We start from the raw sequence: 12,947 nt of genomic DNA, 5'->3' as shown, positions 1-12,947 counted from the left end.
AATCACCATGTCTGAACAAACCACCACCCCGGAAGTCGACCAGACTCTCGAACTGAACAACGAGATGACTGAGCGTCGCTCCAAGCTGGCCGCCTTGCGCGCCCAGGGCAACCCCTTCCCCAACGACTTCCGTCGTGACAGCCTGTCCGGCGATCTGCACGCCGAGTTCGGCGACAAGAGCGCCGACGAGCTGGCGGCCTTGAATAAACGGGTGAAGATTGCCGGTCGCATCATGACCCGCCGGATCATGGGCAAGGCTTCCTTCGCGACCCTGCAGGACATGGCTGGCAAGATCCAGGTCTACGTGACCCGTGACGACCTGCCGGAAGGCTTCTACAACGAGCAGTTCAAGAAGTGGGATCTGGGGGACATCGTCGGCGTCGAGGGCACCCTGTTCCGCACCAACACCGGCGAGCTCTCCGTCCACGTCGGCGAGATCCGCTTGCTGACCAAGGCGCTGCGCCCCCTGCCCGAGAAGCACAAGGGCCTGACCGACCAGGAAGCCCGCTGCCGCCAGCGCTACCTGGACCTGATCGCCAACGAAGAGTCCCGCAAGACCTTCGTGACCCGTACCAAGGTGGTGGCCGGCATCCGCAAGTTCCTGAACGACAAGCGCTTCATGGAAGTGGAAACCCCCATGATGCAGGTCATCCCCGGTGGCGCCTCCGCTCGCCCCTTCATCACCCACCACAACGCGCTGGACATCGACATGTACCTGCGTATCGCGCCTGAGCTCTATCTGAAGCGTCTGGTGGTCGGTGGTTTCGAGCGTGTCTACGAGATCAACCGCAACTTCCGCAACGAAGGCATCTCCGTTCGCCATAACCCCGAGTTCACCATGCTCGAGTTCTATATGGCCTACGCCGACTACATCGATCTGATGGATCTCACCGAAGAGATGCTGCGCACCCTGGCGCAGGACATCCTGGGCGACACCAAGATCCGTTACGCCAAAGAAGGCGAAGAGGGCCTGACCATCGACTTCGGTCAGCCGTTCCAGCGCCTCTCCATGGTGGACTCCATCCTGAAGTACAACCCGAGCGTGACCCGTGACGATCTGGCGACCCTGGAGAAAGCCACCGCCGTCGCCAAGGGCCTGAAGATCGAGCTGATGAAGAGCTGGGAGCTGGGCCACGTGATCACCGCGATCTTCGAAGAGACCGTGGAGCACATGCTGCTGCAACCGACCTTCATCACCGAGTACCCGGCCGCCGTCTCTCCCCTGGCCCGCCGCAACGACCAGAACCCGGACGTCACCGACCGCTTCGAGTTCTTCATCGGCGGCCGCGAGCTGGCCAACGGCTTCTCCGAGCTGAACGATGCGGAAGATCAGGCCGAGCGCTTCCAGGCCCAGGTTGACCAGAAGGCCGCAGGGGACGACGAAGCCATGTTCTACGACGCCGACTTCGTGACCGCGCTGGAGCACGGTCTGCCGCCCACCGCCGGTCAGGGCATCGGTATCGACCGCCTGGTGATGCTGTTCACCAACAGCCACACCATCCGCGACGTCATCCTGTTCCCGGCCCTGCGTCCGCAGAAGTAAGTGTGATCCCCGCCGGGCTCCCTCCCGAGCGCGATCACAATGGAAACGCCCCGCACTGCGGGGCGTTTTTTTATCTCCGATGATCCAGGGCGGGCTGCCCCGGCTTTATATCGCCGGCGGCAACAACCACACCCCCTGCCACAGGGTCAGCGCCCGGCCCGCCATCAGCACCCGCTCCCCTTGCAGGATGAGCCTGAGCTCTCCGCCTCTGGCCGAGATCTGGCGCGCCTTGAGCCGCATCTTGCCGAGCCGCTCGGCCCAGAAGGGCACCAGGGCGCAGTGGTTGGAGCCGGTCACCGGATCCTCGTCCACCCCGACCCAGGGGGCGAAGTAGCGGGAGACAAAGTCGTCCTCCTTCCGGCTCGATGGCGCCGTCACCATGATCCCCCGCCCCGGCAGCGCCCGCAGGGCGTGAAAATCCGGTGTGAGCGCGCGGACCGCCTCCTCGCTGGCCAGCTCAAGCAGGAACTTGGCCCCCGCAGCGAAACTGTGGACAGGCTGGCAACCAAGAGCCGCCCAATAGGCGGGATCCAGCTCGAGGGGCGCCAGGGAGATGCGGGGAAAATCGAGCCAGATCCACTCCCCCTCCCGCCGGGCCAGTAGTTCGCCACTGCGGGTCGCGAAGCGGATGGGGAGCTCCCCGGGCACCTCCCCCGTCTGCCACAGCACGTGGGCCGCCGCCAGGGTGCCATGGCCGCACAAGTCCACCTCCACTTGCGGGGTGAACCAGCGCAACCCATAGTGCCCCTCTCCCAGCCGGGTCAGAAAAGCGCTCTCAGAGAGGTTGAACTCCGCCGCCATGGCCTGCAGCTCGGCGTCGGGCCGTGTCTCCCCCAGCACCACCACGGCGGGGTTGCCTCCGAAGGGGTGATGGCTGAAGGCGTTGACATGATAGAGACGGGACATGGTTGCTCCTTGGGGCATGAGTTATCCCCGGGAGAGGGGGCTCGGCAAGGCCATTTTTATATCACGGGCGCCCCGGGGCTGAGATGGATTTTGGCTTTATAAATTCATAAATCGCATAAAGAAGATATTTTTATTCTTTGTTGTTATTCATTACACCCCTTACCCTGACCAAAAATCAGACCATGGAAGACATGTGTGATGCCATTGACAGCCCCCACCCTGAGCCCGCTCTCTGACGAGCAGCAGCGCCAGCTCAACCAAGTTCTCTCCACCCTCAATACCCAGCAACTGGCCTGGGTCAGCGGTTATCTCTACGGCCTCTCCCAGGCGGGCGTCCAGCCCGTGGCGGCCGCAGGCGCAGAAACCGCGGCCCCCGGCGGCAGCCTGACCATCCTCTACGGCTCCCAGACCGGCAACGCCAAGGGCGTGGCCAGCGCCATCAAGGCGCAGGCCGAGGCCCGCGGCCTGCCGGTGACCCTGACCTCCATGGCGGACTACAAACCCAAGCAACTCAAGAAAGAGACCCACCTGCTGGTGGTAGTGAGCACTTACGGGGAGGGGGAGCCCCCCGAGAGCGCCGTCGATCTGTTCGAGCAGCTCAAGAAGGGCAAGGTCGGCAAGCTGGACGGCCTCAGGTTCGCCGTGCTGGGGCTGGGTGACAGCTCCTACGAGTTCTTCTGCCAGACCGGCAAGGATTTCGACGGCTTCCTGTCAAAAGCCGGTGGTGAGCGCATTTATGAGCTTGCGAGCCTGGATGTGGATTATCAGGATGCCGCCAAGGCCTGGGGCGAACAGGCCGTTGCGGCGGTCGCCGCCACCCTGTCCGCAGGCGCCGCGACCGCCAGCGTGGCGGGCGCGGTGCAGGCCGCCGTCGGCCACAGCCAGTACCACAAGGAGAACCCCTTCCCGGCACGGCTCTCGGTGAACCAGAAGATCACCGGCCGCGACTCCACCAAGGACATCCGCCATATCGAGATCAACCTGGAAGAGTCCGGCATCACCTATCAACCGGGAGATGCGCTCGGTATCTGGTTCGACAACGACGCGGATCTCGTGGGAGAAGTGCTGGCCCTGGCCGGTCTGACCGGTGACGAGGCCACCCCCCATGGCAACCTGAAGGACGCCCTGACCCGCCACTACGAGCTGACCCGGCTGCACGGGGGCTTTATCACGGGCCTCGCCGAGATCGCGGGCAACGCGGCACTGAAGGATCTGGCCGGTGACAAGGCCCAGATCAACGCCCTGGTGGCCAGCGCCCAGGTGGTGGACGTACTGAAACGCTTCCCGGCTTCCTTGAGTGCCGATCAACTGATCGCGCTGCTGCGCCCCCTCACTCCCCGCCTCTACTCCATCGCCTCCGCCCAGAGCGAGGTGGAAGAGGAGGTACACCTGACCGTCGGCGTGGTGCGCTACCCGCAGGAAGATGGCACTGTGCGCTCAGGCGGCGCCTCCTCCTATCTGGCGGACCGTCTGCCGGAAAATGCCGAGGTACGGGTCTTCGTGGAGCACAACGACAATTTCCGCCTGCCGCAAAACCCCGACACCCCCGTCATCATGGTGGGTCCGGGCACCGGCATCGCCCCCTTCCGCGCCTTTATGCAGGAGCGGGAAGCCCAGGGGGCAGAGGGCAAGAACTGGCTCTTCTTCGGCAACCCCCACTTCACCCAGGACTTCCTCTATCAGGTGGAGTGGCAGCGTTATGTGAAATCGGGCCTGCTGTCGAAAATTTCCCTGGCCTTCAGCCGGGATCAGGGCCACAAGATCTATGTACAGGACAGACTGCGCGAAGCCGGGCTCGAGCTCTACCAGTGGCTGGAAGCAGGCGCTCACTTCTATGTGTGCGGCGACGCCAACCACATGGCGAAGGATGTGCAGGAGGCCCTGCTGGATGTGATTGCCGAACACGGCCACAAGAGCCGTGAGGAGGCGGAAGAGTATCTGAGCGAATTGCGTCGTGCCAAACGTTATCAAAGGGATGTCTACTGATGAGCAAAAAAACGATTCCGGGACCGGTCGAAGGGCCGCTCTCCGACAACGAGCGCCTCAAGCGCGAGAGCAACTTCCTGCGCGGCACCATAGCCGAGGATCTGCAGGATCCCCTCACCGGTGGCTTCAACGGCGACAACTTCCAGCTGATCCGCTTCCACGGCATGTACCAGCAGGATGACCGCGACATCCGCCCGGAGCGCGCGGCCCAGAAGCTGGAGCCCCTGCACAACGTCATGCTGCGCGCCCGCCTGCCGGGCGGCATCATCACCCCGGCCCAGTGGCAGGTGATCGACAAGTTCGCCGAAGAGCACAGCCTCTACGGCAGCATCCGCCTGACCACCCGCCAGACCTTCCAGTTCCATGGCGTACTCAAGCGCGACATCAAGCTGATGCACCAGACCCTCAACAGCACCGGCATCGACAGCATAGCCACCGCGGGCGACGTGAACCGCAACGTGCTGTGCACCAGCAACCCGGTGGAGTCCGAGCTGCACCAGGAGGCCTACGAGTGGGCCAAGAAGATCTCCGAACACCTGCTGCCTAAGACCCGCGCCTATGTGGAGATCTGGCTGGACGGCGAGAAGCTGGGGGGTGACGAGGAGCCGATCCTGGGTTCCACCTACCTGCCGCGCAAGTTCAAGACGACGGTCGTGATCCCGCCCCACAACGACGTGGATATCCACGCCAACGATCTCAACTTCGTGGCCATTAGCGATCACGGCAAGCTGGTGGGCTTCAACGTGCTGGTGGGCGGGGGTCTCGCCATGACCCATGGCGACACCAGCACCTACCCGCGCAAGGCGAGCGACTTTGGCTTCATCCCGCTCTCTCACGTGCTGGAAGTGGCGGCCGCCGTGGTCAGCACCCAGCGCGATTGGGGCAACCGGGTCAACCGCAAGAACGCCAAGACCAAGTACACCCTGGAGCGCGTCGGCGTCGAGGCTTTCAAGGCCGAGGTGGAGAGCCGCGCCGGCATCCAGTTCGGGCCGGTTCGCCCCTATGAGTTCACCAGCCGTGGCGATCGCTTCGGCTGGGTGGAGGGGATCGACGGCAAGCACCACCTCACCCTCTTCATCGAGAACGGCCGCCTGCTGGACTTCCCGGGCAAGCCCCTCAAGACCGGCATGCTGGAGATCGCCAAGGTGCATCAGGGTGACTTCCGCCTGACCGCCAACCAGAACCTCATCATCGCGGGCGTGCCTGCCGGTGAGAAGGCCCGCATCGAAGCCCTGGCGCGCCAGTACGGCCTGCTGGATGACGGCGTGAGCGAGCAGCGCAAGCAGTCCATGGCCTGCGTGGCCCTGCCCACCTGTCCGCTGGCGATGGCCGAGGCCGAGCGCATGTTACCCGCCTTCGTCACCGACATCGAGGGCTTGCTGGCCAAGCACGGTCTGGCGGATGACGCCATCATCTTCCGGGTCACCGGCTGCCCCAATGGCTGCGGTCGCGCCATGCTGGCGGAAGTGGGGCTGGTGGGCAAGGCGCCGGGACGCTACAACCTGCACCTGGGGGGCAACCTCGAGGGGACCCGCATCCCGCGCCTGCATCTGGAGAACATCACGGAGCCGCAGATCCTGGCGGAGCTCGACACCCTGATCGGCCGCTGGGCCAAGGATCGCAACCCGGGCGAGTGCTTCGGCGATTTCGTCATTCGCGCCGGCATCATAGCCCCGGTCATCGACTCCGCGAGGGACTTCTATGCAGCCTGAGCAGACTGGTACAGCCCGGCTGGCGCGCACCGCCGACGGCCGGCTCGACCTTGACGCCCTGCTGGCCCTGAGCCGCGAGGAGCAGACCGAGGCGCTGGCCCCCCTCAACCGGGAGCTGGACGCCATGAGCGCCCCCGAGCGGGTGCGCTGGGCCCTGGCCAACCTGCCGGGGGAGCATGTGCTGTCGTCGAGCTTCGGCATCCAGGCGGCGCTCATGCTGCACCTGGTGAGCCGCGAGCGGGCCGACGTGCCTGTGGTGCTGACCGATACCGGTTATCTCTTTCCCGAGACCTACCGTTTCATCGACGAGCTGACCGAGCGTCTCGCCCTCAACCTCAAGATCTATCGGGCCGAACTCAGCCCGGCCTGGCAGGAGGCCCGCTTCGGTCTCCTGTGGGAGCAGGGGGTGGAGGGGATCACCCGCTACAACCAGCTCAACAAGGTGGAGCCCATGGACCGCGCCCTGAACGAGCTCGGTGCCCGCACCTGGTTCTCGGGCCTGCGCCGGGAGCAGTCCGGCAGCCGGGGCAAGCTGCCGGTGCTGGCCATCCAGCGCGGCCGCTTCAAGTTCCTGCCGGTGATCGACTGGAGCAACAAGGACGTCTTCTACTACTTCAAGGAGTTCGACCTGCCCTACCACCCGCTGTGGGAGCAGGGCTACCTGTCGGTCGGCGACGTGCACACCACCACCAAGTGGGAGCCCGGCATGAGCGAGGAGCAGACCCGCTTCTTCGGCCTCAAGCGCGAGTGCGGCCTGCACGAAGAGAACGGCGAGAACGACGGCTCCGGCATCTGAGCCCGACCTTCGTCCATAAAAAAACGCCCGGCCAGTGCCGGGCGTTGTCGTCTCTGGCCGGCGCACTCAGCACCGTTGCCAGGTCTCGAAGCGATAGGGATGGGGGTTCTTCTCGTCAGCGGGATGGGTCTCGCTCTCCACGAGCAGCCACTGCTCGTCGTCGAACGCCGGGAAACGGGTGTCCCCTGCCACCGCCAGATCGATGCGGGTCAGATAGAGCCTGTCGGCCTGGGGCAGCAGCTGGCCATAGAGGTGGCCACCACCTATCACCATCAGCTCCTCTGGCGACTCGGCCTCAGATAATGTGGCCAACACCTCGTCGATGGATGAAAAAACCTCTATGCCGGGCGCTTTGAATCCCGGATTACGGCTAATGACCAGGTTGCGACGCCCGGGCAGCGGGCGGCCGATGGACTCGAAGGTCTTGCGCCCCATCAGCACCGGCTTGCCCAGGGTCACCCGCTTGAAGTGGGCCAGATCGGCCGGCATATGCCAGGGCATCTGGTTGTCCAGACCGATCACGCGATCGTGGGCCATGGCGGCAATCATGGAAATTTTCATGGTGTCGGTCTCTTGCACCCTGACTCAGACAATGGGGCGATTACGGTACACGACCAGGGAGGGTATCGCCAGCCCGAAGCTCAATGCTCCTACTATAAAGATAGCCTTCAAGCCGTTCTCCACCGCGCTCTGGAGCAGTTCCATGGTCACCCCGGAGATGTTGAGCTCCACTATGGCGATCATGGTCTTGAACGCATAGCTGCCCGGGATCATGGGGATGATGGAGGCGACGCTGAACACCGGGCGTGGCGCCAGCAGACGGCGCGACCAGTAGACACAGACAAAGCCGACCGTGGTCGCCGCCGCCAGGGTGGCCCACTCGATGGGCATGCCGTAGTGGATGAGCAGGGTGCGCAGGCTGTGGGCCAACGCGCCCCCCATGGCGCAGTATTTCAGCATCCGTGGCGGCACGTTGAACAGCATGGCAAAGCCCACCGCCGGAATCGCCGACCAGAAGGCATCCTTGGCCAGCAGCCAGAGCAGATCCATCATGCCTTTCCTCCTTGAATGCGGCCGACCGACGTCGCCAGCGTGATATTCGGCGCCTGATGCAAACCCCTCATACCTTCCACCCCCAGATACCGGTGACCGACATGGCCAATATGATGCCGATGGCGGCACTGATGGTGAGCAGGGTCGCCGTGCCCCAGCGGGCCAGCCCCATGTTGAAGTAGCCCTTCACCATGTCGGAGACCGCGTTGATGAGCGGGAACCCCGGCACCAGCAGCAGCACGCTGGCCGCCATGGCGAGATAGGGTTGCTCGCCCCAGCCAAAGAAGGTGGCGCTGGAGGAGAGCAGTGTCGCAATGAAGCCGGTGGCGGCGAAGTTGATGAGCGGGCTGTGGTGATGGCGGGCGATCAGCTGGCGCACCCGCATCGCCACCGAGGCCGAGAAGCAGGTCACCAGGAAGATGGGCCAGTCACCGCCGAACAGCAGGCTGAAGGCGCCGCAGGAGAGGCCCACCATGGGCACCACCAGCCAGGGGTGGTAATGGAACGGCGTGATGGCCTCCAGCCGCTGGCGCACTTCCCGCGCGCCGATCAGCGCCTTTTCCGTCATGATGCAGATGCGCTGGATCTCGCACACCACCTGCATGTTGATGCCGTGCTCCCGCACCCGGCGCGTGGTGGTGACGCAACTGCCACGATAGAGGCTGGTGAGCACGATGGCGCTGGAGGAGATGGCCATCTCGACGCTCTCCAGCCCCAACGCCATGCCGAGCCGGACCGTGGTCTGCTCTATGATGCGGCTCTCGGCCCCAAACTGGGCCAGCATCTGGCCCGCCTTGACGATGATCCGGGTGATCTCCGTCTGCTGCTCCCGCGACAGCTCCCTTCCTGGTGTGATGCTGCTCATGATCCCTTTGAGTGTTAGCAAGATGGAATATGCCGAGATATTACCCCAAACGTGATATTTCTCCATCCCTATCTGCCGCACCACCGGCCTTGCGGGTATTAATTCAATGGGCGCTGCGGATTTGCAGCAAATAAAAAACAAATCGCCCAGGTTGCTTAACACCGGGCGATCTTCATTAAAGAGTGGAGGGGAATATATATCCGGCGGGTGACCAGGCGTTATTTTTCTTTGCGGTAGGTCGCAAGCTGGACAACATTATTTGGCAACGGGTTATCCTGCGTTTCGGCCGATGATTCGTTCTGCAGCTGAATGAGATGGTGGCGCATGGCATGGACGGATTCGTGCATCATATTGGCAATGCGGATGCAGCTGTCCATATTGTTCTTGGCGAGACGGCGCTGACAGTCGATGCGAAATTGCAGGCCTCGCAACCGCCGCTGCTGCTCCGGTCCCACCTGGGCGATCAGGGCATCTATCTGCTGGTGCAGCAGCGCATCGAGCCGTTTCGGGTCGGCCAGGGCCCAGTGCTTCAGGGTGTCGAAATCGGGCAGCTCCATGTCTCCTCCTGGCTGGACCTGTGGTGGTGGCACGGCACCGCCGGTGCATCACTCCTTCACTGTCCATAGGAAAGGTTATATAGGATGGCGATGAATTTGGGTCAGTCAGCTCCGAGCCACAGGAGTCCTTTTTTCCGGAGAAGGGGGCGTCTTGCCGGGGAGGAATTCATTTATTCCTTATGATTCATGAAATTGTTTTCAATCTGCCTGCGTCAGTTTTTTTATAAAATTTAAAGTCGTTTATAGCCACTCTTATGCTCTATTCATCGGTGCAACATAAATAGTTTTTCGTTCGAATCTCGGCCTGAATGACTCGACCTCCCGCCTCCACCCGGTGGTTTAACATATCTCACTGATTATGTTATTTTATTTTCCACTTATTAGGACAACCAAGAGCAGACCATGAGCAAGGCAAGAATCGGTATCGTCACCGTCAGCGATCGCGCCAGCGCGGGCATCTACGAAGATCTCTCCGGCAAGGCCATCATAGACACGCTGAACGCCTATCTGACCTCGGCGTGGGAGCCCGTCTACCAGGTGATCCCGGACGAGCGGGACCAGATCGAGGCAACCCTGGCTCGGCTGGTCGACGAAGAGCAGTGCTGCCTCGTCGTCACCACGGGTGGCACAGGGCCGGCCAGGCGGGATGTGACCCCGGAAGCGACCGAAGCGGTCTGCGATCGCATGATGCCGGGCTTTGGCGAACTGATGCGGGCAGAGTCCCTCAAGTTCGTGCCGACCGCCATCTTGTCGCGCCAGACCGCCGGCCTGCGCGGCAGCTCCCTCATCGTCAACCTGCCGGGCAAGCCCAAGTCCATCCGCGAGTGCCTGGACGCTGTCTTCCCCGCCATCCCCTACTGCATCGATCTGATGGAAGGGCCCTATCTCGAGTGCGACGAGGCGGTCATCAAGCCGTTCCGTCCCAAGAAATAAGCCACTCTCTCCATGACATGAACAAGGTGGACGAAAGAACCGACCACCTTGTTTTATGGTCTCGCGCCGCGCCCTGCCCGCTACTTCCTGCCATAGACCTCGACGCCGGCCTTGCTCCCTGACGAGTTGCCGTAGACCTCTATCTTCTTGATGCAGAGCCGGCTGCCGAGGGACTTCCACCCAGACTCCTGACCCTCTTTCAGGTTCCTGTCAAAGTGCAGGGTCTTGCTGCGGTCGTTGCCGTAGATCACCTTGACCCTGTCCAGGGTCAGATCCCGCCTCGCCTTCACCATGAGCGACTTGACGGGTCGACAGATGACCATGGGGATAGTGGCCGGATAATCCCCCACGCCCAGCAGCAGTGTCTTGCCAAGGCGAATATCATCATCGGCCAGGGCCGGCGTGGCCAGCATCAGCAGGGAGAACGAGAGCGCGACCAGGCCGGGCGCGTGAGCTTGACGAGGGTGTGAAATGGACATGATGCCTCCTGAAAATGGAGGCATCTTAATGAGCCGAACCTAAACCCAGGCTGTACTGGAGCTGAACCCAAACTGGACCAGGGCTGAACGGGCGCCTCCCCGTCAGGCCCAGCGCTTGAAGATGAGGGAGGTGTTGATGCCACCAAAGGCGAAGTTGTTGGACATCAGGTACTCCACATCCAGCATCCGGCCACCGCTGCGGACATGGTCCAGGGGGGCGCAGGCCGGATCCGGTTCGTTCAGGTTGAGGGTCGGGGCGAACCAGCCCTCGGCCATCATCTCCAGGGAGAGCCAGGCCTCGATGGCGCCGCAGGCCCCCAGGGTATGGCCGAAATAGCTCTTGAGGGAGGAGATGGGCGTCCGGTCGCCGAACAGGGCGGCGGTGGCATGACTCTCGGCGATATCGCCGCGCTCGGTGGCCGTGCCATGGGCGCTGATGTAACCGATGTCCTTGGGTTCGAGGCCGGCATCCGCCAGCGCCAGCGCCATGCAGAGCTGCATGGTCTCCTGTTGGGGCTGGGTCACATGGGCCGCGTCGCAGTTGGTGGCAAAGCCCACCAGCTCGGCGATGATGTGGGCACCACGCGCCCTGGCGTGCTCCAGCTCCTCCAGGATCAGGGTCCCCGCCCCCTCGCCGATCACCAGGCCATCCCGGTCCCGGTCAAACGGCCTGGGACTGAGGGACGGGGTGTCGTTCATCTGGCTGGTGGCGAACAGGGTATCGAACACCACGGCCTCGGACGGGCACAACTCTTCGGCCCCCCCGGCGACCATCACATCCTGATAGCCGTGCTTGATCGCCTCATAGGCGTAGCCTATGCCCTGGCTGCCCGAGGTGCAGGCACTGGAGGTGGGAATGACCCTCCCCCGCAGACCGAAGAAGAGCCCGGTATTGACCGCCGCCGTGTGCGGCATCATCTGCACATAGGTGGTGGCCGTGATGCTGGCGGTGGTCTTGTCATTGAGCATGGCGCCAAAGGCGCTGATGGGGGCCGTGCTGCCGATGGAGGATCCATAGGCAATCCCGGTGCGCCCGCTGGTCAGCACCGGATGGTCGAGCAGCCCCGCCTGCGCCAGGGCCAGCTCGGTGGCCACGGTCGCCAGCTCAGAGACCCGCCCCATGGCCCGGGTCTTCTTGCGCGGATAGCGGGCCGGCAGCACAAAGTCCGCGATGGGGGCCGCCAACCGGGTATTCAAACCCTCATAGACGGCCCACTCCGGCATGGCGCGCACGGCGTTGCGCTCCTCCCTGAGGCGGGGCCCCACGCTCTGCCAGTCATTGCCAAAGGCGGTCACGCCGGCCATGCCGGTGACGACGACACGCTTCATGCTGCTACTCTCCATCCGTTCCCCTTCACCGGGTCAACCCGTCTCATGTCCCCCCTCATACCAGGCCTCCGTTGATCGAGATGACCTGGCGGGTGACGTAACCTGCGATGTCCGACATCAGATAGGAGACCAGCCCCGCCACTTCGTCGGCCTGCCCCATCCGCTTGAGGGGGATCATCTTCAGCGCTTCCGCCTCCACCTCGGCATTCACCATGCCGGTGTCGATGAGGCCGGGGGCCACGCAGTTCACCGTGATCCTGCGCTTGGCCAGCTCCAGGGCCAGGGCCTTGCTGGCCCCTATGATGCCCGCCTTGGCCGCGCTGTAATTGACCTGGCCCCGGTTCCCCATGATGCCGGAGACCGAAGAGAGGGTGACGATACGACCGCCCCGACGCAGCCCTATCATGGGCATGATGCAGGGTTTGAGCAGGTTGTAGAAGCCGTCAAGGTTGGTGTGCACCACCCCGTCCCACTCCTCGTCGGTCAGGGCCGGGAAGGCGCCGTCACGTATGACGCCGGCGTTGCAGACCACCCCGTAGTAGGCGCCGTGAGCCTCGATATCGCCCTCCAGCCGGCTGCGGCACAGCTCCCTGTCCGAGATATCGAACTGGATGAGGCGCCCCTGCCCCCCCGCGGCCGTCAGCTCACTCAGGGTACCTTCGGCCCCTTCCCGATCGCTGTGATAGTGCACCACGACATGAAAGCCATCGGCGGCCAGCCTCAGGGCGATGGCGCGACCTATGCCCTTGCTGGCACCGGTCACCAGTACGGTGGAATTCATCCTCACT

The 12,947-nt window shown here is 63.4% G+C and carries 13 protein-coding genes; 5 read left to right on the top strand and 8 right to left on the bottom strand.

Annotation, left to right across the window (positions count from 1 at the left end):
• The first annotated feature begins 7 nt into the window (after positions 1–7).
• A complete protein-coding gene (gene lysS, locus AB5Y72_RS19600) occupies positions 8–1,543 on the top strand; it encodes a lysine--tRNA ligase (protein ID WP_042079176.1) in 1,536 nt (511 codons plus the stop codon).
• 105 nt (positions 1,544–1,648) lie between these two features.
• Here lysS and AB5Y72_RS19595 read toward each other — a convergent pair whose 3' ends face one another.
• Positions 1,649–2,449, bottom strand: coding sequence for a PhzF family phenazine biosynthesis protein (locus tag AB5Y72_RS19595; RefSeq protein ID WP_368199481.1), 801 nt, complete (start codon positions 2,447–2,449; stop codon positions 1,649–1,651).
• 198 nt (positions 2,450–2,647) lie between these two features.
• Between AB5Y72_RS19595 and AB5Y72_RS19590 the strand changes: the two genes are divergently transcribed.
• From AB5Y72_RS19590 to AB5Y72_RS19580, 3 genes are read left to right on the top strand one after another with little or no spacing between them, the layout of a single operon-like run.
• The gene (locus AB5Y72_RS19590) at positions 2,648–4,435 is read left to right on the top strand and encodes an assimilatory sulfite reductase (NADPH) flavoprotein subunit (RefSeq protein ID WP_368199576.1); all 1,788 of its coding nucleotides are present in this window, start codon (positions 2,648–2,650) and stop codon (positions 4,433–4,435) included.
• Positions 4,435–6,147: an assimilatory sulfite reductase (NADPH) hemoprotein subunit gene (gene cysI, locus AB5Y72_RS19585; RefSeq protein ID WP_042079172.1), complete on the top strand. Its 1,713-nt coding sequence runs from the start codon at positions 4,435–4,437 to the stop codon at positions 6,145–6,147. The genes AB5Y72_RS19590 and cysI overlap by 1 nt, the downstream gene beginning before the upstream one ends.
• A complete protein-coding gene (locus tag AB5Y72_RS19580) occupies positions 6,137–6,943 on the top strand; it encodes a phosphoadenylyl-sulfate reductase (RefSeq protein WP_042079171.1) in 807 nt (268 codons plus the stop codon). The genes cysI and AB5Y72_RS19580 overlap by 11 nt, the downstream gene beginning before the upstream one ends.
• A gap of 66 nt (positions 6,944–7,009) precedes the next feature.
• Here the strand turns inward: AB5Y72_RS19580 and folA are convergent, their stop codons facing one another.
• The 4 genes from folA to AB5Y72_RS19560 form a co-directional block, all read right to left on the bottom strand.
• Positions 7,010–7,504 carry a type 3 dihydrofolate reductase gene (folA, locus tag AB5Y72_RS19575; RefSeq protein WP_368199479.1) on the bottom strand — a complete coding sequence of 165 codons (495 nt, stop codon included), beginning with the start codon at positions 7,502–7,504 and terminating at the stop codon, positions 7,010–7,012.
• 24 nt (positions 7,505–7,528) lie between these two features.
• On the bottom strand, positions 7,529–7,996 hold the full coding sequence (locus tag AB5Y72_RS19570; RefSeq protein ID WP_042079168.1) for a threonine/serine exporter family protein: 468 nt from the start codon (positions 7,994–7,996) through the stop codon (positions 7,529–7,531).
• Between the two features lie 67 nt (positions 7,997–8,063).
• Positions 8,064–8,861 carry a threonine/serine exporter family protein gene (locus AB5Y72_RS19565; RefSeq protein WP_042079167.1) on the bottom strand — a complete coding sequence of 266 codons (798 nt, stop codon included), beginning with the start codon at positions 8,859–8,861 and terminating at the stop codon, positions 8,064–8,066.
• Between the two features lie 218 nt (positions 8,862–9,079).
• Positions 9,080–9,418, bottom strand: coding sequence for a DUF3135 domain-containing protein (locus AB5Y72_RS19560; RefSeq protein ID WP_042079166.1), 339 nt, complete (start codon positions 9,416–9,418; stop codon positions 9,080–9,082).
• A 402-nt stretch (positions 9,419–9,820) separates the two neighbouring features.
• Between AB5Y72_RS19560 and mog the strand changes: the two genes are divergently transcribed.
• On the top strand, positions 9,821–10,351 hold the full coding sequence (mog, locus tag AB5Y72_RS19555; protein ID WP_042079165.1) for a molybdopterin adenylyltransferase: 531 nt from the start codon (positions 9,821–9,823) through the stop codon (positions 10,349–10,351).
• A gap of 80 nt (positions 10,352–10,431) precedes the next feature.
• Here mog and AB5Y72_RS19550 read toward each other — a convergent pair whose 3' ends face one another.
• The 3 genes from AB5Y72_RS19550 to AB5Y72_RS19540 form a co-directional block, all read right to left on the bottom strand.
• Positions 10,432–10,770: a DUF2541 family protein gene (locus AB5Y72_RS19550; RefSeq protein WP_244462969.1), complete on the bottom strand. Its 339-nt coding sequence runs from the start codon at positions 10,768–10,770 to the stop codon at positions 10,432–10,434.
• A gap of 162 nt (positions 10,771–10,932) precedes the next feature.
• Entirely contained in the window at positions 10,933–12,159 is a 1,227-nt protein-coding gene (locus AB5Y72_RS19545; protein ID WP_368199476.1) for a beta-ketoacyl-ACP synthase, read from the bottom strand.
• 55 nt (positions 12,160–12,214) lie between these two features.
• Positions 12,215–12,940, bottom strand: a complete 726-nt coding sequence (locus tag AB5Y72_RS19540) for a 3-ketoacyl-ACP reductase FabG2 (protein WP_325782042.1) — start codon at positions 12,938–12,940, stop codon at positions 12,215–12,217.
• Positions 12,941–12,947: the final 7 nt, after the last annotated feature.

This window comes from Aeromonas sp. R7-4 (assembly GCF_040908055.1).
GTDB lineage: Bacteria > Pseudomonadota > Gammaproteobacteria > Enterobacterales > Aeromonadaceae > Aeromonas > Aeromonas sanarellii.
The sequence above is the reverse complement of the archived record's forward strand: the minus strand, read 5'-3'. Positions and strand labels throughout refer to the sequence as shown.